This window comes from Nonlabens ulvanivorans (genome assembly GCF_000732625.1).
Lineage (GTDB): Bacteria > Bacteroidota > Bacteroidia > Flavobacteriales > Flavobacteriaceae > Nonlabens > Nonlabens ulvanivorans.
Map to the genome: position 1 here is coordinate 434,857 of NZ_JPJI01000032.1, position 22,182 is coordinate 457,038.

Genomic DNA, 22,182 nt, shown 5'->3' on the forward strand with positions numbered 1-22,182 from the left:
ATAAGCCTAAAACTCAATCTCTTTCTCCACCATTTTACCATCACGATCAACGGTTACCATAGTCTTATCACCATTATCAAATGTTGCTAATGTGCGCATGTAACTCATCATATCTACTATAGTACTATCACCTAGTTTTACAACGACATCACCTTTCAACAATCCTGCTTTTTGTGCTGGTTTCTCTTCGCTTACTCCATCGATACGCATTCCTTTTCCGGTAAATAAATAATCTGGCACGACTCCTAGACCTACCTTAAAACGCGGCACTTCTTCGCTCTCGTTTTTTGTTTTTCTAAAGGCTAGTTTTCCAGCGTTATCAAACTCTGCAGTGATTCTTAAGATATAATCAGAGATTTTTTGCATCCCATCATAATTCAATTTCTCGGCATCGTCGCCTGGTTTGTGGTAATCTTCATGTTGACCAGTGAAGAAATGTAAAACTGGTATATCATTTAAGTAAAACGATGTATGATCGCTAGGTCCTACTCCACTTTCACTTAATGCCAGTTCAAAATCTTTATTAACTGCGTTAATGATTTGGTTCCATCGCGGCGAAGTTCCTGTTCCATAAACTGCTAAAGTGTTTTCTTCATTTAGCCTGCCCACCATATCCATGTTAATCATGTAGGTAATAGAATCCAGAGCAATTGTCGAGTTTTTAGTGAAGTAATTAGAACCTAATAATCCCATTTCTTCACCAGAAAATGCCATGAATAAGTAGTTATTCCCTTTTTTATCGCTCGTTTTCAATTCGTAAGCTAGATCTAACATAACCGCAACACCACTCGCATTATCATCTGCTCCGTTATGAATAGCTTCTCCTTCACGATGTAAAGAACCTTCGCCGCCCATTCCTAAATGATCATAGTGCGCACCTATTACTACTGTTTGTGCAGCGCCATTATCAATATAACCTAGAACGTTAGTTCCTGTAAGAAATGCATCGCCTTTCTCATCTGTAAAGGCAGCTTCTTGATGTGGATCGCTTGAAGGTTTAAAAGAAAAAGTCTGGAAATAAGTTCCTTCATTACCTTTAGGTTCTAGACCAGATTCTTTCATGCGTTTTGCAATATAATCTGCTGCTTGTAATTCATAAGAAGTACCAGTCTCACGACCTTGCAAGTCGTCTGATGCTAGATAAACCACATCGGCTTTCATGTTACCTTTTACAGGTTCTAAAGATTTCACTTCTGTCTTGCAAGAGACTAATAAACAAATGGCTATAAAAAGTGTCGCGATTCTCATATCTAGCTTGTAATTTTGCTCAAAATTAAATCATCCATGAGAACGTTCCTATTTCTAATCGCATTAATGGCTGTTATAAGCTGTAAAGACTCTGTAAATACTGAAGCAGCAGCTACAACTGAAGCAGAAAAAGTCAATGACAATCCATTGATCATGGAAGGTGAAAATCATTTTAAGGATATCCAGCAGGTGACCTTTGGTGGCGATAATGCCGAGGCTTACTGGAGTTTTGATGATAAACAACTGGTGTTTCAAAGCAACAACACCGCTTGGGATGTAGAATGTGATCAAATGTTCTTGATGAATAATGGAGATAGCTTTCGCAATAGCGTGCCTAAAATGGTCTCTACTGGTAAAGGAAGAACGACCTGTGCTTATTTCTTACCAGATAATGAGCATATCATTTATGCAAGTACGCACCTTGCGATGGATGATTGTCCAGATACTCCATTGAAAGAAAACGGGAAATATGTATGGCCTATTTATGACAGCTATGACATTTTTGTAGCAGATCTAGAAGGAAATATCACAGCTCAATTAACTGACGAAAAAGGTTATGATGCAGAGCCTACTGTTTCTCCGCAAGGCGATAAAATAGTGTTTACAAGTGATCGTAGTGGTGATCTAGAATTATACACTATGGATATAGATGGTAGTAATGTGAAGCAAATCACTTATGAATTAGGTTATGATGGTGGCGCATTCTTCTCACCAGATGGTACACAACTCATTTTCCGTTCTTCAAGACCTAAGACCGAAGCTGAAATCAAAGAATATAAAGATTTATTGAAATTAGGATTAGTACAGCCTACAGAGATGGAACTCTACATTTGTAATGCAGACGGATCTGATTTACGCCAGTTAACGCAGTTAGGAAATGCTAATTGGTCACCTTTCTTTTTACCAGATGGTAAGCGTGTGTTGTTCTCATCTAATTTTGAGGCAGAACGCGGTTTTCCTTTCAATCTTTACATGATTAATACGGACGGAACTGGTCTAGAACGTATTACTCACGGTGAGACTTTTGACGCATTTCCAGTATTCTCAAACAACGGTAAATACCTAGCGTTCTCTTCTAATCGCAATAATGGCGGTGGACGCGATACGAATCTTTTTATTGCAGAGTGGAAGGATTAATTGGGTAATTAGGTTTTGGGGTTGCTGGGAATTTGGCTAGATTTTTCGCAATTATATTTAGTCAATACCAACACAAATAGATAGCATGTCAAATATGAAAATCTATCTGAAAATTAATATTGGTTACTAACATACGACTTTTTGTTCTTCATGATAATGACTAGCTTATTCTATGTCAGAATCAAAAATGCAATAGTTTTGATATGAAATCGTTACATTTAAATATTAAAATTTGATGTAATGACTTACAAAATATTTAAATCAATTACATTTTCTATTATTATTTTTCAACTTGTTTTGATTTCAGGTTGCTCTGAAGATGATGTAAAAGAGCGATGCAATTTTACAAATCCGACTTATTCATTCACAAAAGAGCAAGAGGAAAAGAGTATTTCTTACAACTATTTTGAAGGTCAAATTATCCAATATAGGAACAACAACAATGAAATACTAAACTTTGAGGTAACGGAAGTTGATAATTGTGCTAGAGGATATTATCCTATTTCTGGACCAGGATTCTTTCTCAGTTCAGGCAATAATCGCAAACCTCAGCATACATTTGATAGTCAAGTGATTAAAATGACATTGCTAGAGCACGACACGAATATTCATACGTATAGAGAACAAATGCATTATTACGTCAATAAAAGCCATTCTTCATTTAAGCAATCGCTTAATTTTCCATTATGGAACGTTTCAATTAATGGATTTGGACTTTCAGGAAGTCAGAATCCGGCAAATCTATTTTTAAGAGAAAATGAATTTACAGAAGTTGGAATGTTTCAAGTAAATAATATGCATTTCAACAAAGTAGTTAAATTTGATTCCGGATCTAATCAGGTTAGGAATTCCAGTTCAACCACTTCAAATTTATTACATAATATTAATGTTATCTATTATGATCAAAATTTTGGTGTCATCCGTTTTGATGAAATAGATGGAACTATTTGGGAAGTTATATATCCTGAATAATTAAATATTAGTTTAGTAGGTAGTATTTATTTCCAAAGGGCAGACTTAAGTCTGCCCTTTGGAAATAAATTTATGCTATAGTAGCACCATTCACAACGGCATCATCTGGATTTACAAAGACTAGTTTTCCTTCTGGATCTTCGGCAAGGAGAATCATTCCTTGAGATTCTACACCACGTAGTTTTCTAGGAGCAAGATTTGCCAGTACGGTTACTTTACGACCTACTAATTCCTCAGCACTAAAATGCTGTGCGATTCCAGAAACGATAGTTCTTTTATCTATTCCAGTATCTACGGTCATGACCATCAACTTATCTGTTTTAGGCATTTTCTCGGCAGTAAGAATTTCTCCTACTCGCAAGTCCATTTTCATGAAATCGTCGTAATTAGTCTCGTCTTTTTGTGGCATAAGGTTAGGAATTGTTGCCGCATTTGCAGCTTTAGTAGCTTCTAATTTTTCTAATTGTGCGGTTACCTGTTCATCTTCTATTCTAGAGAAAAGCAACTCGGCTTTATTGATTTTGTGGTTGGATGGTAGTAATGGTTCTGAGCTTGCTACACGAATCCAACTAGCAGATTCTGCATCAAGTAAAGAATAACCGAGCATACTTTTTAACTTACTTGAAGTATGCGGTAGGAAAGGTTCACTTAATATAGCAAGTGCTGTAGTAAGTTGCAAGCACACATACATAATGTTTTGCACTTGCTCTGGATTTGTTTTAGCTAGTTTCCATGGTTCTAATCCTTCTTCGGCAATGTATTTATTACCTATACTGGATAAGTTCATTAATTCTTGCAATGCTTCTCTAAAACGGTAACGATCTAAACTATCACCTATGGTTTTAGGAAATGCTTTGATTTGTTCTAAAACATCTAGATCTCTTTGAGCAAGATTAGCCGTTTCAGGAACAATACCGTCGTAGTATTTATTAGTCAATACTATAACACGGTTTACAAAGTTTCCTAGGTTTGCCACTAACTCATTATTATTTCTCGCTTGAAAATCTTTCCAAGTAAAATTATTATCCTTAGTCTCTGGTGCGTTTGCCGTTAATACATAACGTAACACATCTTGCTGTCCAGGGAAATCCTCTAGATACTCATGTAACCAAACGGCCCAGTTTCTAGAAGTAGAAATCTTATCATCTTCTAGATTTAAAAATTCATTTGCTGGCACATTATCTGGCATCACATAATCGCCATGCGCTTTTAACATTGCAGGGAAAATAATACAGTGAAAAACAATATTATCCTTACCTATAAAGTGCAATAGTTTTGTATCATCCTTTTTCCAGTAATCTTCCCAATTTTTGCCTTCTCGAGCTGCCCATTCTTTAGTCGCTGAGATATAGCCAATAGGAGCATCAAACCAAACGTATAACACCTTACCATCTGCTCCTTCTACAGGAACTGGAATTCCCCAATCTAGATCACGCGTCACGGCACGTGGATGCAAACCATCTGTAATCCAGCTTTTCACTTGACCTAAAACGTTAGCTTTCCAATCCTTAGAATGTCCTTCAACAATCCACTCATTTAACCAGTCGCTATATTCATCTAGTGGTAAAAACCAGTGTTTAGTTTCCTTAAGTTCTGGTATATTACCTGTAATAGCACTTTTAGGATCTATTAAATCTGTCGCATTATGGGAAGTTCCACATTTCTCACATTGATCTCCATAAGACTCTGTATTACCACATTTAGGGCAAGTCCCGACCACAAAACGATCTGCTAGAAACTGGTCTGCTTCTGGATCGTATAATTGCTCTGTTACTTGTTCTATAAACTTACCGTCATTATAGAGTGTTGTAAAAAAAGCACTTGCTGTATTATGATGCTCTGTAGAACTAGTACGACCATAATGGTCAAAGGTGATCCCAAATTCTTCAAAAGAGTCGCCTATAATTTTATGATAACGATCTACCAGTTCTTGCGGAGTAATACCTTCTTTTTTTGCCTTAATAGTAATAGGAACACCATGCTCATCACTACCACAAATAAAGGCTACATCACTACCACGCATGCGCTGGTAACGTGCAAAAATATCTGCAGGCACATACACACCTGCAAGGTGACCTATATGAACTGGACCGTTAGTATATGGCAATGCTGCCGTAATCGTAAATCGTTGTTGACTGCTCATGAACTTATTTTGAGAGTTGCAAATTTACGATTAATGAAACAGCTATGCACGTGTTTTTATAGCAGGTTGATGGTTATAATGATGCTTTCGCGAAAGCGTAAACACAAATCAATATATAATCAGTGAGCTATCGTATCAAAAACTGGCTCGAGTACTGATCTGTACCAGAACTAATTCTGTAGATATAATTACCAGATGCTAATCGAGTTTGTAGCGTTGCTTTTATATCAATCTCATGAACACCAGGCATGTAATATTCATTTGCTAATTGACCTATTTGCTGGCCCATGAAATTATAAACCTTAATATCTAACTTGCGCCCTACATCCATTTTTAGATAAAGCACATCGCTGTCCTGTCTATTGACCACAAAGTGTTTAAAATCTTGATTTTCAAAAGATGGATTTGATAAAGTAGTACAATTAAATCCTAAATTTATATTGTTATAATTACCATTAAGCATCGCCTGATCTACCACTGTAGGATCAATACACAACCATTCTTTCATAACGGTAGAGTATATATCTCTAAAGTCTGTGCTATAGATCATATTACCATTTGCATCTAGATTAGTTAAGCTAGGATGCGATCCTATAAAGCCATTACCGTTTAATCCACCACCAAAAAGCATCATAGGTGCTGCAGCGCCATGGTCTGTACCGTTAGAACCGTTTTCTTCTACACGACGACCAAATTCTGATATAGTCATACACAATACTTCATCCTGATTTCCGTAGGCCGCAAGATCTGTATAAAAAGCGTCAATTGAATCTGCTAATTTTTGCATACGATCTGCATGAGTACTAGCTTGATTTGCATGTGTGTCAAACCCATCTAAGGTTACCATATAAACCTTAGTTCCTAATTGACCTTTAATCAATCTTGCAACAATTGCCAGCTGGTCTGCAATGGTATGATTTCCATATGTGGCTTGTGTTGTACTTGCTTGATATGCAGTATTGATAACACCTGCATAAGCAAACGTGGTGTTAGTAGTAGTTCTTAAAAAGCTTAACTGGTCTCCATAAGTACATGGTGGCACATTCAACGCATCGTGCTGCCATCCGTTTTGTGCTAGATTATAAAGCTGTTGTGGATCTGCCACAGAAAAGGCATAATTAGTTTGTATACCTTCAAAAGCTAGATTACCTAAACTACCTATTTGTATCGCCGGCGGAATAGCTGGCGGACTCAATAAAAAATTAGGATACTCATTTTCAAAAAATCTACCCATCCATCCGGTTTCTTCATTATTTACAGCATCTGTGCTTGCCCATATATCACTAGATCTGAAATGTGATAAATCCTGGCCTGCATATCCTACACCATGTACAACTTTCATCTCTCCATTTCCCCATCGAGATTGTAAACTACTCATGTACGATGGCAACCCAAAGTCTGTCGATAAATTATAGAGGCTGCTTTGAGCAAGTGCGATGTTAGGTCGTTGAGAAGCATAAGTACCGTACTGATTTAATGGGACAATTGTATTCAAACCATCGTTTCCACCTTTAAGCCTTATTAATACTAAAACACGATCATTTGTACTAGATGATAACGCCGCTGTAATAGGGCTAGCCATCGCACTAGAAATCTGAGCTCCACCTAATGCAAATGTTCCTGCACCGGCAATACCTAGGGCTTGTAAAAAAGTTCTACGGCTCCAGGCTTCATGTTCTTCATGATGCGCTTGTGAATTAGGGTCTTGATGTTTTTTATGAGTATCACACATAGCGCTAATTATTTAAGTTGAAATTCTGGCATTCTAAAAATGTGTTGCAGTAATAAAACCACTTGATAAGGAACAGAACCCCATTGAAGATTCCATTGCATATTATCATAATAATTTTGAGGCACATCTCCTTTAAATACTTGTGTTGCTAGAGCATAGTCTGCCGTAGTATGCAATGTTTTTGGAACAAATCGATCCACCATTTCTTGAGCGATAACCGCAGGATCATTATTAGAACTTGCTATAGAAATAACTAGGTTTCTAAATAGCTCTTGATCTAGATTCCATGTGGTCCACATAATATATTCTAAGCCTTGCCACCTACCTGTTATCGTGCTGCTATTGATCCAATCGCGATCACCTTGCCATCCTGCAACATCTACTGGATTATAATATTCTTGACCTAAGTTTGCCGAATAGTATACCAATACTTCAAGTTGTTGTGGTGTGTATGGAAAATTAGCCTCTTTTATAAAAGTTAAAAAGCAATCCATTGGATCTTTAATACTAGAACCTATAGCATCATCTTCAAAAAAGTGCTCACTCTTAAAAAGCTGTCTTAAAACAGGTACAATTTCCCAGTTCCCAGTGCGGAATGTTGTCGCTAATTGATCAATTATAGTCTGTGAAGGCAACTCTGGACTCACAAAAGCTCTATATATTTTTTTTACGATAAAATCTGAAATCTCATTTGCTCTAACACTGAAAAGATGATCTATTAAATTGTCATGATCAAAATTAGTAGGTGCACTACCGAAAATTATTTTATCTGTATTATCAAATGTAGAACTTTGAAATACAATAGGTGCGCCCAATTGGGTCCAGCTATTATATCCTGTTAAAGCTCTTGCCGCTTCTACAATATCTGTTTGTGTATAGTTATTATTTGCTCCTAGAGTGAATAACTCAAAAAGTTCTCGAGCATAATTTTCATTTGGACTCCATTTATTGTTAAGCACTCCATTAAGATAAACCAGCATGGCCTCATTCTTACCGATCTCTTTAGTAAGCGTTTTAAAATTACCTAAAGCATGAGTTTGCAATAGATCATAATATTGATATAGCCATGATGGCGCTTGATAATCATCTGCCTTAGTCACAAAATGATTATGCCAAAAAAGCGTCATTTTAGCTCTTAATTTAAGATTAAGAGAATCATCAAAGGTTTGTTTCAACCATTCTACCATTTGAGGAAATGCCTCGCTATTAAAATCTGTATAATCAGATTGTGCCCAGTTGCCCCAAACCGGCGCTGGTGTATTCATATAATTAATAGAATCTGTAATCCAAGTATCTACAAATGTAGTAGGTGATTGAGATAAAATGGCATTCTCTTGTGCGACGTCTAGCCCATATCCCAGTCTTTTTACTACATGCCTTACTCGTTGTATATTCCATGGTTTTGTTGTCGTAGGAACATAAGGCGATAAGGTAGCTGTGTTACAAGATGTAAAAGTTTCCATAAGCTAGCACATTAAGTATTAATGATAAAGATATATATTCCTTAACTTAGTTTTAAGACTTTTAGTATAAATTCACGTAGAACACATCAAGCTAAATCACTGATATTGAGAGAATATACATATACCGGTTTAAAAAGTAACGATCATGTACGAATTCTTTGTACAGCAAGAAGCGCTGTTCAGGCTGACTTAAAGCCAGCACATGAGTTATTAGAATCATGGGGTTTACGCGTGAGTTATGGTAAAACTATAGGAGCCATAAATCATCAATTTGGCGGTACAACTAGCTTAAGAATTACTGATTTTCAAGATGCTTTAAATGATGAAGATATCGACGCCATATGGATTGCTCGTGGTGGCTATGGTACCGTGCAGATCATCGATGATGTTGATTTTTCCGCTTTCGCGAAAGCGAATTTTAAAAAGCTAATCATAGGTTACTCAGATGTTACGATACTACACAGTCATTTACAAAAGATGGATCTCACGAGTTTACATAGCTTTATGCCATTAGAACTTAAAGACAAATCACAATCTTGTATAGATAGTTTTAAAAAAGCCTTAACAGGTCATTCTCAAAGTATATCTATTACAAATGATAACAATATAGAACCTCAAGAACTTAAAGCTCGTGTGGTAGGTGGAAATTTATCTATTCTCTACAGTCTATTAGGCTCTAAAAGTTTTACAAATACCGATGGGTGTTTTCTATTTATAGAAGATATAGATGAGTATGTATATCATATAGAACGTATGATGTATGGACTTAAAAGAGCTGGGCATTTAGATAAGCTCAAAGGTTTAATCGTAGGTGGAATGACTGATATGAGAGATCACAAAATTCCGTTTGGTAAAAATGCGGTGGAGATTATCAAAGACATAACTGCTAGTTATCATTATCCTGTGATTTTTAATTTCCCTGCTGGGCATATAAAAGATAACCGTAGCCTAAAACTAGGCACAGATATGCATGTTTCCATTAAAAAGAATCATATCACTTTCACTTATTAAATTATGGCAGATCATAACGAACTAGGGAAAGAAGGAGAAAAAATAGCTGTGAACTACTTGCTTAAAAATGGATATGACATTCTTACCACAAACTATGTGTATCTTAAAGGAGAGATCGACATCATCGCACAAAAAGGAAATACCATAGTCATAGTCGAAGTAAAAACGCGTTCTACACTAGATTTTGGTGATCCACAAGATTTTTTAAAGCCTGCTCAAATTAAAAGACTGGTATCCACTGCAGACCATTATATTGAACATCATGCTGGTGATGATATCGAGGCTAGATTTGATATTATCGCCATTATAAAAAATAAAGCAGGAACAAAAGTCGAACATTTAGAAAATGCTTTCTATCATTTTTAGAAATAAAAAAAGCAGCCTTTGGGCTGCTTTTTTTATAGTGTGATGAGATTATTATTCTTTCTCTTCCTTTATAAGATATACATATACAGGAAAGTGATCACTGAAACCATTAGTGAAACTACCATTATTATAGCTACGTAACGGATACCCTTTATAGCGTCCAGATTTATTAGTCATAAAACTAGGATTATAAATTCCAGCATGATAATAGAAGTAACCTTCTTGATCTGCTTTTTTTAATAAAGGATAAGTAAGCATGATCTGGTCAAAAATATTTCCTGCATCTCTGTAAGAAAGCGTGTTAAAACCATCTTTTAACATTTGGATGTATGGATTATAAATCATTTGAGGCTTTACGTCTTCCTGATCTTGTTGTGCATTTAATGTTTTAAGAACACTCTCATTAGTAGGGTCATCATTTAAATCTCCCATGGTCATTATTTTGGCCATCGCATTAGTTACGTGCAAGGAATCGATAATTTGCTGATTTAAGGCTGCTGCTGCAACACGTTTTGCTCTACTACGCATCTCGCCACCGCTACGTGATGGCCAGTGATTAACGATAACACTCATAAGATCGCCATTAAGCTCTCCTGTTACCACTAACTGATCACGAGTAAAAATACGGCGACCACTACCAGGATCTGATATGTCTAAACGTCTCGACTGAGAGTTAATCACTTTAAATTCACTCTTCTTATATAATAAAGCGACATCAATACCACGTCTGTCTGGAGAATCGTAATGTTCTATACCATAATCATAGTCTCTTAATAGCTCGTGGCTCGCAAGGTCTTCAAGTACCTTACGGTTTTCAACTTCACAAACACCTATTAAAGCAGGAGCAGTTCCCGACTTATCTGCACCAATTTTTCTAAGAACACGTGCCATGTTTGTTAATTTCTTTTGATACACGTCTTCTCTTAATCCTTCAGCCATTTCCATCATAGGGCTGGCTTCATCATTGATTGTAGGATCATCTTCTGTATCGTAAAGATTTTCTAGATTGTAAAACGCAACAGTTTGTATTTTATACTGTTTTGTGTCATTGTTATCTTGTTGTGCATGAGACGCTTTAGCGAAAGCGAAAAAAACAAAAGCACTGGTAATGAGATATTTATACATTTCTTTTAATTAACTTAGATTAACATTATGTAAACATTTATACAAACGCCGCGCCAAAGGTACTGTTAACCATAGAAAAACGTACTTTTGCAGCCCATTAATAACGATATATTAATAAACAACTCTTATGAATAAACAAATTAGCAAGTTGATTTTGTTGATTTTACTGGTCTGCGGCTCTATTGCGAGTGCCCAAGTGGTAAAAGGTCGAGTAATTGACGAATCAACCGAAGAACCTATTAAAGGAGCGCTGATTGAAATCTTAGGAACCAAGTTTACAGCAACTACTGATGCTGATGGTTTCTTTAATTTTGCTAGCGGTATCCCACAAGGAGATCAGAAAATGCAAGTTAGTGCAGCTGATCATTACAACCGTACTTTACCTATTGTTGTAAATGAATTAACACCAGTTAATATTGATCCACTTTATTTAAGAGTAGATTTTAGTGATCAAGAACAAACTGCAGGTGTTATTTCACTAACAGAAAATGATCTGTCTGATGACCAGAATGCTGCAAACAATGTATCTGGACTTTTACAATCTTCAAGAGATATATTCTTAAGAGCGGCAGCATTTGATTTTAGTGCGACATTCTTTAGGCCTCGTGGATTGAATAGTGAAGATGGTCGTGTCCTTATTAATGGACTAACTATGAACAAGATTTTTTCTGGACGACCACAATGGAGTAATTGGGGTGGATTAAATGACTTACAACGTAACCAAAACTTTACTATGGGATTATCTGCTGCAGATAATACATTTGGTGGTTTAGGTGGTGTTCAGAGTATTGATATGCGTGCTTCTCAACAAAGAGAAGGTAGTCGTATTTCATATGCTGCTGGTAACCGTAGTTACACAGGTCGCTTTATGGCAACTTACAATAGTGGCTTGAAAAGTAATGGATGGGCATACTCAATAAGTGCCTCACGTAGAGCTGGAGAAGAAGGATTTATAGATGGTACCGTATATGATGCAAATTCTATAGGTCTATCTGTAGAGAAAAAGATTAATGACAATCATTTCTTAAACTTCACAGGTATGTACACTCCTAATCGTCGTGGTAGACAATCGCCAATGACTGAAGAGGTAAAAAACTTAAGAGGAATTACTTATAATCCTAACTGGGGTTATATCGATGGTGAAAAACGCAATAGTCGTATCAGAGAAATTGAAGAGCCTATTTTAATGTTGAACCACAACTGGCAAATCAATGAAAAAGTGAAATTAAATACTAACGTAGGATATCAATTTGGTCGTATAGGAAACACTCGTATCGATAATGGTGGTACTCGTTTAGTAACTCTAGATGGTCAAGATTCTTACATAGGTGGTGCACGTAATCCTAATCCTGATTATTATCAAAATTTACCTAGTTATTTCTTACGTAATGGTTTAGATTATTCTAATGCTTATCTAGCTCAACAAGAGTTTGTAAGTAACGGTCAGTTAGATTGGGATGCACTTTATAGAGCAAACGCTTCATTTACTCAACAAGGAGGAACTAGTGTTTATGCTATACAAGAAGATCGTATCGATGACGATCTTTTAATGGTAAACTCAATTCTTACTGCAGATATTACAGATAATATTTTATTCACAGGTGGAGTGAGCTATCGTAATTTAAAAAGTGAAAACTATGCAAAAATAGATGATCTTTTAGGTGGCGGTGGTTATCTAGATGTAGATTTCTTTGCACAAGAAACCTCTAACATAACACAAGATCAAGCGGCACAATCAGATTTAAACAACCCTAATCGTATTGTAGGCGAAGGAGATCGCTATAAGTACAATTATGACATATTAGTTGATGAGATCGATGCATTTGCTCAAGCTCAGTTTAAGACTAAGAAGGTTGACTTCTATATAGCTGGTAACATTACTCAAACTTCTTATCAAAGAGATGGTAAATTCCGTAATGGTAACTTTGCTGACAATTCTTTTGGAAAAGGAGAACAACTAGATTTTACCAACTTTGGAATTAAAGGTGGTGCTACTTATAAATTAAGTGGTAAAAGCTTTATTGATTTTAACGGAGCTTATTTAACAGATGCTCCTACAATAAGAAGTGCTTTCCCTAATGCCAGACAAAACAATAATACTACAACTGGTCTAGAGTCTCAGACAGTATATTCTACAGATATATCTTATATCTATAGATCTCCTATTGTAAAGGCTAGATTAACAGGTTACTTCACACAATTTAAAGATGGTACGGATGTAGGCTTCTATTTTGTAGAAGGTTTATCTGGTGCTCCAACTCAAGATGGTAACGCTTTTGTACAAGAAGTGATGACTAACATAGATCGTCGCAATATCGGTGGAGAACTAGGACTGGAAGTTCAAGTAACACCAACAATTGCTTTAAAAGCAGCTGCTGCATTTGGTACAAATACTTATAGCAACAATCCTAATATCTATTTAAATAGTGATGACTTTCCTAATGTCGATTTAACATTTGGTGATGGAACTACTAATTTAAAAGATTACCACATCGCTGGTGGACCAGAACAAGCTTATCAAGTAGGTTTTGAATACCGTGATCCAGATTACTGGTGGGTAGGTGCTACTGCAAACTTCTTCTCTAATTCATATGTGGACGTTGCACCACTAAGAAGATCAGAAAACTTTGTGACTGATTTAGACGGTTTACCAGTATCAAATTATGATGAAGAAATTGCTAGAGGCTTATTGAAACAAGAAAAATTCAACCCATATGAACTATTAAATGTAGTAGGTGGGAAATCTTGGAAAATAGGCGACAAGTTTGTAGGTTTCTTTGCGACTATCAATAATGTACTAGGTAAAGAATATAGAACTGGTGGATTTGAACAAGGTCGTCTTGCAAATTATCAAGATGTTCTAGACGATAGTAACAACCCAATTGAAGTGTTTGCACCACGTTATTTCTATGGAAATGGTCGCACATACTACTTAAACGTTTACCTAAGATTTTAATAAAATTAATGATGAAAAATAAAATAAATAATATGAGAGCTTTTCATAAAATAATAGCGCTGGCGTTTATCGCCGCTATCACATTTTCTTGTGTAGGAGATGATGATTTTACAGTACCTACTTTTAATGACACAACACCAATTACTGTTGACGGTAACGTTGTTGCATTAAGCACTGTAGCATCTAGACTTGCACAAAGTGGTGATGATACTTTTACTTTTGAGCAATCAGCAAGTGGAGTAGATGAGTATATTACAGGATATGTGATATCAGACGATCAAGGAGGAAACTGGTTTAAAGAATTAATCATTCAAGATGAAACAGAAAATCCTACAGCTGGTCTTGCCATTTCTATTGATGTAAACCCATTGTTTACAAGATATGAATTCGGTAGAAAAGTATTTGTTAAGTTAACAGGTCTTACCGTAGGAACTTCAAATGGAGTTACCACATTAGGTGTAGCTGGTGCTGGTAGTGATATAGAGCGTATCGCAGCATCAAGTGAGACTGACGTTATTAAAAGAGATAACTTAGTTGCAGACATCGTTCCTGTGGACGTTGAATTTGCAGACTTTTCTGATGCTCTAGAACTTATTTGGGTTAGAGTGAACAACGTACAATTTGTAGAAGAGCAAATCGACTTATCATTTGCAGCTGAGTCATTTGACCAATTTGATGGTGAGCGTAGTATTAAAAGCTGTAATGATGCTTTTGGAGCGACTGCAAACTTATGGACAAGTACTTTCTCTGACTTTAAAGCTTTAAATATTCCTGATGGAAAAGGTTCTATTAGTGCCGTATTAACTAGAGATTTCTTTGATGATGTTTATGTACTATATGTAAATACTCCTGAGGACTTCGACCTTACAGATACTAACCGTTGTGATTTAACACCTGTTTCTTGTGGAAATGCAGCAGCTGCAGGACCGAATACTTTATTAAGCGAGAACTTTGAAACACAATCTACAGGAGCAGCAGCAATGCCTGCAGGATGGACTAACTTCCAAGAAGCTGGTACAGAAACTTGGGAAGTATACACTTCTGGAGGAACAAATGCTTCACTAGGTAAAAGTGTTAACGTTGGATCATTTAACTCAAATGACGCTTCTACAATCGCTTGGTTAATCACACCAGAATTTGACTTTGATGCTCAAACAGGTGAAGTATTCTCTTTTGAAACTTCTAACAGCTTCTCTGATGGTTCTACAATGCAAGTACTTTATTCTGATGATTGGGATGGAACAACAGCAGGAATCGCTACAGCAACGTGGAAACCTCTTGCAGACGCAACTATCGTTGATGACGGTGAGTTCTTTGGTAACTGGGTTTTCTCTGATAACGTATCATTGGACTGTGTAACTGGTACAGGTCATATTGCTTTCCGTTATGAAGGATCAGGAGATTCTGGTACTGACGGTACTTATGAGTTAGATAACATCTCTATGACTAGTAATTAGTAAAAGAATTATTTCGCTTTAAGCGAAAACATATAAGAAAAGCCCATTGCTATTTGTAATGGGCTTTTATATTTTTAAAAAACACCTAACCAGTAAAGAAACCTTAAATATAAAAATGAAAAATAAACAGATTTTTATTCCTATCATACTGGCAATCTTAATAGGTGGCTATTTTGCATTTAATATAATTGATTGGTTTAGTAATTTAGAATCTGTTGATCAGCCATTGCCTCATAAGAATCTAATTACCAAAATTCACAAAGAATCACAGCACAAAGAATCTTTTGAATATAAGAGCTCGATAGTATCCATATACAATAGTTGTAAGAATAGAAATGGAACTATTTTATTTGATTTGGGAAGTAATTTTGATATCAACCATAAATCTATAACGATTAACAAGAAAGAAATTAAGGAACCATCTGGTCGGATTTACAGAGGTTCATTTTTCTTAAATAGAAATCTTCATTTCTCGTTTCCAATTAAAAAACTAACAAATAGAATAGAAATTAGTATAGATGATAACCCAAAAGAAGAGCTATTTATCACTGATAAAAAAGATTATGCAAAAATCATATTACATTGTACTGACTCCTTTAACATAAAGCTCAATCAAGAATCTAAACCATTAGTCTATTTCGATAAATCTAACAGCTGTTCTGATACTATCATAGAATTATATAGCTTCAAAGGAACTAGTTACCTATTAGTTAGTCAAAAGGACTAAACACATACATTTATGCACCATGTCGTGCGCTGGTATCTAATATTCGCAATTCTACTATATAGTAGGCTCATATTATTCCTCATGCAGCACGCATCTGTAATTCGTGAGATCTAATAAAACATTTGTAACGACAATAGAAATCCATATAAACAGTTAGAAATAGCCTTTAGTGTTCTCTAAACATATAATTGAGCGCCCTAAATATATCTTTCAGAAATCGCTCGCAATGACGATATATTACTAAACACAGTGATCTCCTACTTCCTTACAATAGTAAACTAGTCAACATTATACAAAATCCCAAAATAAAAAAATCCCATCTCAATAAAGAGATGGGATTTAAAGCATTGGTTAGTTAGTAATGCTTAATAATTATCTTTTTGTAATCGTAAACTCAGATCTACGAGACAACTCATATTCTGCAGAAGTACATTTTTGAGAAGCACAATCCATTACTGGGTTTGCCTCACCACGACCTAGCGCAGTCAAGCGACTTGCGTCTACTCCTTGCGACACTACATAAGCCACAATTGACTCAGCACGACGTTGTGTAAGTGCAAGGTTATAAGAATCAGATCCTCTGATATCTGCATAAGTCTCTGCCATTACTTCTAGTTCTGGATATTTCTTCATAAATGAAACCAAACGATCCAATTCTAGAGCTGCATCAGGACGGATATTTGAAGCATCTAAATCAAAATAAATTTTGTTTAATATGATTTTCTCATCAATTACCGGTGGATCTGGAATAATAGGCTCCATGTTTACAGTAACCATAGCAGTTGCTTCTTCAGCAACGCTTAAGTCAGATTGTCCACTTTCATACTGATCTTTAACACCACGAGCAACAAATTCTTTATTACACTCTGTAGTAAACATTGCTTTTCCTTCACCATCTGTAGTCTGACTAGGTAAGCTATTACCATCTGCATCTTGTAAAGAAACAATAGCACCTGGAATAGGCTGATTAGTTTGTGCATCAATAGCGGTTACCGTAACAGCAACTTCACAAATTTCGATGCGATTCACTGCATAGATATCATCACTTCCTTTTCCACCTTTACGGTTAGAAGAAACAAAACCTTTACCTGTTTCTTCTGAATATGTGAAAGCAAAATCATCCATTACAGAGTTTACAGGAGAACCTAAGTTAGAAACTTTACCGTCTTTGTATTTAAATACGTCTAGACCACCTAATCCTAAGTGACCGTTTGAAGAGAAGTAAAGTGTACCATCTTCAGCAATCCATGGGAATGAATCATCACCTGCAGTATTAACTGTAGGTCCTAAATTTACTGGGTTTGATATTTTACCATTCTTAAGACTCGCTTTATAGATATCAGTTCCACCTTGTCCACCTGGCGCTTCACTTGCAAAGAAAATTGCTTTTCCATCTGCAGTAATACTAGGATGACCTACACCGTATTCTTGACTTTCTAGAGAAGTAGTTCTTACATCTCTCCACTCGCCACCAGCTTTAACAGCTCTGTAAATATTCAATTTACTCTCGCCATCACTAGCTTTTTCATAATCTCCATCGATATAATCTACACGAGTAAAGAACATATATTTCCCGTCAGGTGTAATATCTAATGTACCTTCATGATATTTAGTATTTACATCACCATCAAGAAGTTTACCTTCACCAGGCATTCCGTTTTCATCAACAGATGCTTCATAGATATCTAAGTAAGGTTCTTTATTCCATGCATAGTTTGCACGCTTATTATTACGAGCACTTGCAAAGTAAATTTTATCACCTATTTTTTGTGCAGCAAAATCACTTGCTTCACCATTAAGTCCTAAAGCCTCAGCAGTATAAGCTGGGTTCATTCCTGTAATGTCTGCTAGGTAATTAGGGTTTGCTTTAAAGGCTTTAGCACGATCATCATTAGGCACCATCCCAGCAAACTGGTTCATGATAGTATTAGAAAGATCATATTTTTGATTAGCCTTTAAAGTTTGAGCATATCTGTAAAGAGTCTCTGCTTGAGGATTCTTATTAGTAGCTCTTTTATAAAATTGCTCTGCACTTTTAAAGTCACTATTAAAGAAATAAGAGTTTCCTAGGTTAGTATAAACGTGTTGAGAACGCTCTCCATTTTTAATGAGTTTCTCATAAGCTTTTGCAGCATCCACATAACGCAGTTGCTCATATAGTTTGTCTGCTTTTTTAGTTGCATCGCTTTGTGCATTTACTTGAAATGAGCCAGCGATAATTATTAAGAGTAGTAAATATATTTTTTTCATGATATTCTTTCTTTGCTGGTTATTAGAAGAAACGTGGTGATTGCATCACTTTACGAGGGAAATTCAAGTCATAAGTCAAGAAGATTTCATGTGAAGAATTTGCCGCTACCTGTATATCTGATACCACGCGGTCATATGCATAACCTACCTTTACATTATCAGTAAGTTGCATACCTACTAGACCACTGAAAGAGTCTTCATATCTGTAAGATACACCTACTTCAAACTTATTATTAAATAATACGTTTGTGTTTAAATCAAAGCTTAATGGAGAATCAAAAGCTCCTTTAACCATTGCATGTGGCTTTAATTTGATGTTTTCATTAATATCAAATACATATCCACCCGTTAAGAAATAATGTTGTGTTTCAGAACCAAAGGTTAAACCGTCCTCATCTAAGTGAGTACTATTTAACATATTAGGAACAGAAAAACCAGCATACCAGTTATCTCCATAAAGGAAAGCACCTGCACCCAGATTTAAGTACTGTTCGTTTAATTGCTCACTAAACAATGGATCACCTGGCTGTGTAGTGTTCACAAAGTTAAGATTCACATCGTGGAAAGTAACACCAGCTTTAAGACCTAGAGATAATGTTGTTTTCTTTCCAACTTGTAATTTATAAGAGAAATCTCCATAGAAGTTTTTCTCTTTAACTGGTCCTATTTGATCAGAAATTACAGAAAGACCTACACCTACTCGATCGCCTATTGGAGTACTACCAGAAAAGGTAAGTGTCTCTGGCGCACCAGTTACACCAGTCCATTGTTGACGGTAAAGAGTTGTAAGAGTTAAGCCATCTCTTGTACCAGCATATGCTGGGTTAATGACATTTTGGTTGTACATGTACTGTGTGTACTGAGGATCTTGTTGAGCGTGAAGTACGCTGGTTCCGGACAAGACAAGGAAAATCCCCATGGCAAGTAATTTTCTCATCATTATAGAGTTAGTTTTTTGGGTTGCACAAGTTAGTTTTATGGTTCTAAATATACTACTATGCTATCAATTGCGACTTACATAGTGACCTGATTTTATAATATCTCGCTTTCGCGAAAGCGTAATTTTTAACCTATCCATTGATAATCAACTATTAAAGGCTAAACATTAACATTATACTATATCATCAATTATTTACTTAGAAGACCGAATATAGAAAAAATACATCGCCTATATTGTTTAACAATTTCTTTATAGATTAAAAGCAACGTTTCACAGACGAAATGATTCAATTAGTTTCTACGTAGTATCATATATACAGGAAAATGATCAGAATAACCTCCTTTATAGGTTTTACCAACAAATGTGCGCGCTGGTTGACCTCGATATTTCCCTTTCCATTGCCTCAACATAATGTCATCAAAAATGTCTGCTTGATGAAAGTATAAAGCATCTGGCACATCATTAATTAAACTGTCACTAACCATAATTTGATCAAAAAGATTCCATTTAAAATTATGATTTAAACTACCTCTATGAAATTTTTTAAGCGGCGCGGTGACATTTTGAAAACCGTGTGGCAGGATTTCATTGCGTATACTATCGTTTTCTGGATCATCATTAAAATCTCCCATTACAATAATATTAGTGCCTTCTAGTAAATGCTTCGCTTGATTAGTTCGATCATTTTGTGGATCTACATGATTGATATGATCCATTAACTGCTTGGCTACAGTTACTCGCTTTTCATTTGTAGAGTCTGCTCCATCTCTTCTAGACGGCCAGTGGTTCACATATATATGTAATGGCATACCAGATAAAAAACCTTTTACATATAATATATCACGGGTACGGTCTGGCTCATCATTAGGCATAGTTACATCGACAGCTATCGGTGTAGAGGATTGCACTGTAAATATTTTTTTACTGTACAATAAGGCTACATCAATTCCTCGCTCATCTGGGCTATTATAATGTATGATACCATAATCTCCTTTAACCAGTTTAGGCTGTTGTATTAAATCTTCAAGAACTTTTTCATTTTCCACTTCAGCCACACCTATAATTGCCGGCAACTTACCAGTTTGTAAAACACCTACTTTTGATATCGCTTCACTCAATTTTTGCAGCTTTTTCTGGTAACGTTGTGGTGTCCATTGCTTACGACCTTGTGCTGTAAAATCCTGATCTAGTATATCCTCATCATTGTGAACGTCAAATAAATTTTCTAAATTGTAGAATGCGACGGTATACTGTTCAAATGCTTGTTGTGAAATTGCCAATACTCTTATTTTTGTAGGGATTTCAAATCTAATACATCATCATGCAAATTCTCTCACTATAATAAGAATTACTTTAAGCTTTTATTAATTGTAGAGCAGCTCACTGGCAATCTGTTATCTTTGTTAAATAGTTTTAGAACCATAAATGTTAGAAAGAGAAACACACGAATATGAAAAAGCCATTCTAGTAGGAGTGGTTACCCAACAGCAGACAGAAGAAAAACTTAAAGAATATCTGGATGAGCTAGAATTCTTAGCTTATACAGCAGGCGCTACTATACACAAGCGTTTTTCTCAAAAAATGCAAAAACCTAATCCTAAAACATTTTTAGGATCTGGTAAAATGGAAGATATAAAGGCCTATGTAGATGCTCATAATATTGATACGGTAATCTTTGATGATGAGCTAAGTCCTGCACAGCAAAAGAATATTGAGAAAATTCTAGAAGTTAAAATTATAGATAGAACTTACTTAATCCTAGATATTTTTGCTCAACGTGCAGAGACTAGTTATGCTCGTACACAGGTTGAACTGGCTCAATATGAATACTTACTGCCTAGACTTGTTGGTCTGTGGACTCACCTTGAGAGACAAAAAGGTGGTATCGGGATGCGTGGTCCTGGAGAAACAGAGATTGAGACTGACCGTCGTATCGTACGTGACCGTATAACTTTACTCAAAAAGAAATTACTTACTATTGATAAACAAATGGCTACCCAGCGCGGTAACCGTGGTAAGATGGTACGTGTTGCCTTAGTAGGTTATACAAACGTTGGAAAAAGCACACTAATGAATGTAATTTCAAAAAGTGAGGTTTTTGCAGAAAATAAGTTGTTTGCAACATTAGACACCACAGTACGTAAAGTTGTTGTAAAAAACCTTCCTTTCTTACTGACAGATACTGTAGGTTTTATACGTAAACTACCTACTCAATTAGTAGAATCCTTTAAATCAACGCTTGATGAAGTACGTGAATCTGACTTGTTATTGCATGTAGTAGATATTGCTCATGGTAGTTTTGAAGATCACATCGCATCAGTAAATAAAATATTAAGCGAGATAGACGCTGTGGATAAACCTACTATCATGGTTTTCAATAAAATCGACCAGTACATTGCCGAGGACTATGATCCAGAAGATTTACTTGAAGAAAGGACCAGTGCACATTACTCGTTAGAAGAATGGAAGCGCACCTGGATGGCAAGAATGGGTGAAAACGTTGTGTTTATATCGGCCATTAATAAAGAGAACATAGACACGTTTAAGAAAAAAGTCTATGATCAAGTTAGAGAAATTCATGTAAAAAGATTTCCTTACAATGCTTTCTTATTTCCAGATTGGGAAGACTTAATAGAAACAGAAGAAGAATAAACA

16 protein-coding genes are annotated in these 22,182 nt (G+C 35.8%); 8 read left to right on the forward strand and 8 right to left on the reverse strand.

Going from position 1 to position 22,182, the window contains the following annotated elements:
- Positions 1 to 6 precede the first annotated feature (6 nt).
- Positions 7 to 1,248 carry a M28 family peptidase gene (locus IL45_RS09085; RefSeq protein ID WP_036583024.1) on the reverse strand — a complete coding sequence of 414 codons (1,242 nt, stop codon included), beginning with the start codon at positions 1,246 to 1,248 and terminating at the stop codon, positions 7 to 9.
- Positions 1,249 to 1,284: 36 nt separating this feature from the next.
- Between IL45_RS09085 and IL45_RS09090 the strand changes: the two genes are divergently transcribed.
- Both IL45_RS09090 and IL45_RS09095 read left to right on the forward strand, forming a co-directional pair.
- A complete protein-coding gene (locus IL45_RS09090) occupies positions 1,285 to 2,385 on the forward strand; it encodes a TolB family protein (protein WP_036583026.1) in 1,101 nt (366 codons plus the stop codon).
- 297 nt (positions 2,386 to 2,682) lie between these two features.
- On the forward strand, positions 2,683 to 3,357 hold the full coding sequence (locus IL45_RS09095; RefSeq protein ID WP_146128627.1) for a hypothetical protein: 675 nt from the start codon (positions 2,683 to 2,685) through the stop codon (positions 3,355 to 3,357).
- Positions 3,358 to 3,427: 70 nt separating this feature from the next.
- On the opposite strand, the gene metG is transcribed toward IL45_RS09095, so the two are convergent.
- From metG to IL45_RS09110, 3 genes are all read right to left on the reverse strand, one after another.
- Positions 3,428 to 5,500 (reverse strand): methionine--tRNA ligase, encoded by a 2,073-nt coding sequence (metG, locus tag IL45_RS09100; protein ID WP_036583031.1) that lies wholly within the window; start codon positions 5,498 to 5,500, stop codon positions 3,428 to 3,430.
- Between the two features lie 127 nt (positions 5,501 to 5,627).
- Positions 5,628 to 7,232 (reverse strand): DUF1501 domain-containing protein, encoded by a 1,605-nt coding sequence (locus tag IL45_RS09105; protein ID WP_036583034.1) that lies wholly within the window; start codon positions 7,230 to 7,232, stop codon positions 5,628 to 5,630.
- Positions 7,233 to 7,240: 8 nt separating this feature from the next.
- Positions 7,241 to 8,695 carry a DUF1800 domain-containing protein gene (locus IL45_RS09110; RefSeq protein ID WP_036583037.1) on the reverse strand — a complete coding sequence of 485 codons (1,455 nt, stop codon included), beginning with the start codon at positions 8,693 to 8,695 and terminating at the stop codon, positions 7,241 to 7,243.
- A gap of 105 nt (positions 8,696 to 8,800) precedes the next feature.
- Here IL45_RS09110 and IL45_RS09115 point away from each other — a divergent pair, with 105 nt between their 5' ends.
- Positions 8,801 to 9,706 (forward strand): S66 peptidase family protein, encoded by a 906-nt coding sequence (locus IL45_RS09115; RefSeq protein ID WP_036583043.1) that lies wholly within the window; start codon positions 8,801 to 8,803, stop codon positions 9,704 to 9,706.
- A 3-nt stretch (positions 9,707 to 9,709) separates the two neighbouring features.
- Positions 9,710 to 10,072, forward strand: coding sequence for a YraN family protein (locus tag IL45_RS09120; RefSeq protein ID WP_036583046.1), 363 nt, complete (start codon positions 9,710 to 9,712; stop codon positions 10,070 to 10,072).
- A gap of 51 nt (positions 10,073 to 10,123) precedes the next feature.
- On the opposite strand, the gene IL45_RS09125 is transcribed toward IL45_RS09120, so the two are convergent.
- On the reverse strand, positions 10,124 to 11,197 hold the full coding sequence (locus tag IL45_RS09125; RefSeq protein WP_036583048.1) for an endonuclease/exonuclease/phosphatase family protein: 1,074 nt from the start codon (positions 11,195 to 11,197) through the stop codon (positions 10,124 to 10,126).
- Positions 11,198 to 11,324: 127 nt separating this feature from the next.
- Between IL45_RS09125 and IL45_RS09130 the strand changes: the two genes are divergently transcribed.
- The 3 genes from IL45_RS09130 to IL45_RS09140 all read left to right on the forward strand — a co-directional run bounded on the left by IL45_RS09130 (position 11,325) and on the right by IL45_RS09140 (position 16,337).
- Complete coding sequence (locus IL45_RS09130) at positions 11,325 to 14,153, forward strand: carboxypeptidase regulatory-like domain-containing protein (protein WP_036583051.1); 2,829 nt, start codon at positions 11,325 to 11,327, stop codon at positions 14,151 to 14,153.
- An 11-nt stretch (positions 14,154 to 14,164) separates the two neighbouring features.
- Complete coding sequence (locus tag IL45_RS09135) at positions 14,165 to 15,610, forward strand: DUF5689 domain-containing protein (RefSeq protein ID WP_200875710.1); 1,446 nt, start codon at positions 14,165 to 14,167, stop codon at positions 15,608 to 15,610.
- Positions 15,611 to 15,725: 115 nt separating this feature from the next.
- A complete protein-coding gene (locus IL45_RS09140; protein ID WP_146128628.1) occupies positions 15,726 to 16,337 on the forward strand; it encodes a hypothetical protein in 612 nt (203 codons plus the stop codon).
- A gap of 372 nt (positions 16,338 to 16,709) precedes the next feature.
- On the opposite strand, the gene IL45_RS09145 is transcribed toward IL45_RS09140, so the two are convergent.
- The 3 genes from IL45_RS09145 to IL45_RS09155 all read right to left on the reverse strand — a co-directional run bounded on the left by IL45_RS09145 (position 16,710) and on the right by IL45_RS09155 (position 20,807).
- Complete coding sequence (locus IL45_RS09145; protein ID WP_036583058.1) at positions 16,710 to 18,587, reverse strand: OmpA family protein; 1,878 nt, start codon at positions 18,585 to 18,587, stop codon at positions 16,710 to 16,712.
- 22 nt (positions 18,588 to 18,609) lie between these two features.
- Positions 18,610 to 19,524: a PorP/SprF family type IX secretion system membrane protein gene (locus tag IL45_RS09150; RefSeq protein ID WP_036583061.1), complete on the reverse strand. Its 915-nt coding sequence runs from the start codon at positions 19,522 to 19,524 to the stop codon at positions 18,610 to 18,612.
- A 293-nt stretch (positions 19,525 to 19,817) separates the two neighbouring features.
- Positions 19,818 to 20,807, reverse strand: coding sequence for an endonuclease/exonuclease/phosphatase family protein (locus IL45_RS09155; RefSeq protein WP_036583063.1), 990 nt, complete (start codon positions 20,805 to 20,807; stop codon positions 19,818 to 19,820).
- 145 nt (positions 20,808 to 20,952) lie between these two features.
- On the opposite strand from IL45_RS09155, the gene hflX reads away from it, so the two are divergent.
- Positions 20,953 to 22,179: a GTPase HflX gene (hflX, locus tag IL45_RS09160; protein WP_036583065.1), complete on the forward strand. Its 1,227-nt coding sequence runs from the start codon at positions 20,953 to 20,955 to the stop codon at positions 22,177 to 22,179.
- The last annotated feature ends 3 nt before the right edge of the window (positions 22,180 to 22,182 follow it).

Excerpts from the sequence above, each read along its gene's own strand:
- IL45_RS09140 (WP_146128628.1), top strand. The coding sequence starts at position 15,726 with ATGAAAAATAAACAGATTTTTATTCCTATCATACTGGCAATCTTAATA.
- metG (WP_036583031.1), bottom strand. The coding sequence starts at position 5,500 with ATGAGCAGTCAACAACGATTTACGATTACGGCAGCATTGCCATATACT.
- IL45_RS09090 (WP_036583026.1), top strand. The coding sequence starts at position 1,285 with ATGAGAACGTTCCTATTTCTAATCGCATTAATGGCTGTTATAAGCTGT.
- hflX (WP_036583065.1), top strand. The coding sequence starts at position 20,953 with ATGTTAGAAAGAGAAACACACGAATATGAAAAAGCCATTCTAGTAGGA.
- IL45_RS09110 (WP_036583037.1), bottom strand. The coding sequence starts at position 8,695 with ATGGAAACTTTTACATCTTGTAACACAGCTACCTTATCGCCTTATGTT.
- IL45_RS09150 (WP_036583061.1), bottom strand. The coding sequence starts at position 19,524 with ATGAGAAAATTACTTGCCATGGGGATTTTCCTTGTCTTGTCCGGAACC.
- IL45_RS09120 (WP_036583046.1), top strand. The coding sequence starts at position 9,710 with ATGGCAGATCATAACGAACTAGGGAAAGAAGGAGAAAAAATAGCTGTG.
- IL45_RS09145 (WP_036583058.1), bottom strand. The coding sequence starts at position 18,587 with ATGAAAAAAATATATTTACTACTCTTAATAATTATCGCTGGCTCATTT.
- IL45_RS09125 (WP_036583048.1), bottom strand. The coding sequence starts at position 11,197 with ATGTATAAATATCTCATTACCAGTGCTTTTGTTTTTTTCGCTTTCGCT.
- IL45_RS09085 (WP_036583024.1), bottom strand. The coding sequence starts at position 1,248 with ATGAGAATCGCGACACTTTTTATAGCCATTTGTTTATTAGTCTCTTGC.
- IL45_RS09130 (WP_036583051.1), top strand. The coding sequence starts at position 11,325 with ATGAATAAACAAATTAGCAAGTTGATTTTGTTGATTTTACTGGTCTGC.
- IL45_RS09135 (WP_200875710.1), top strand. The coding sequence starts at position 14,165 with ATGAAAAATAAAATAAATAATATGAGAGCTTTTCATAAAATAATAGCG.
- IL45_RS09105 (WP_036583034.1), bottom strand. The coding sequence starts at position 7,232 with ATGTGTGATACTCATAAAAAACATCAAGACCCTAATTCACAAGCGCAT.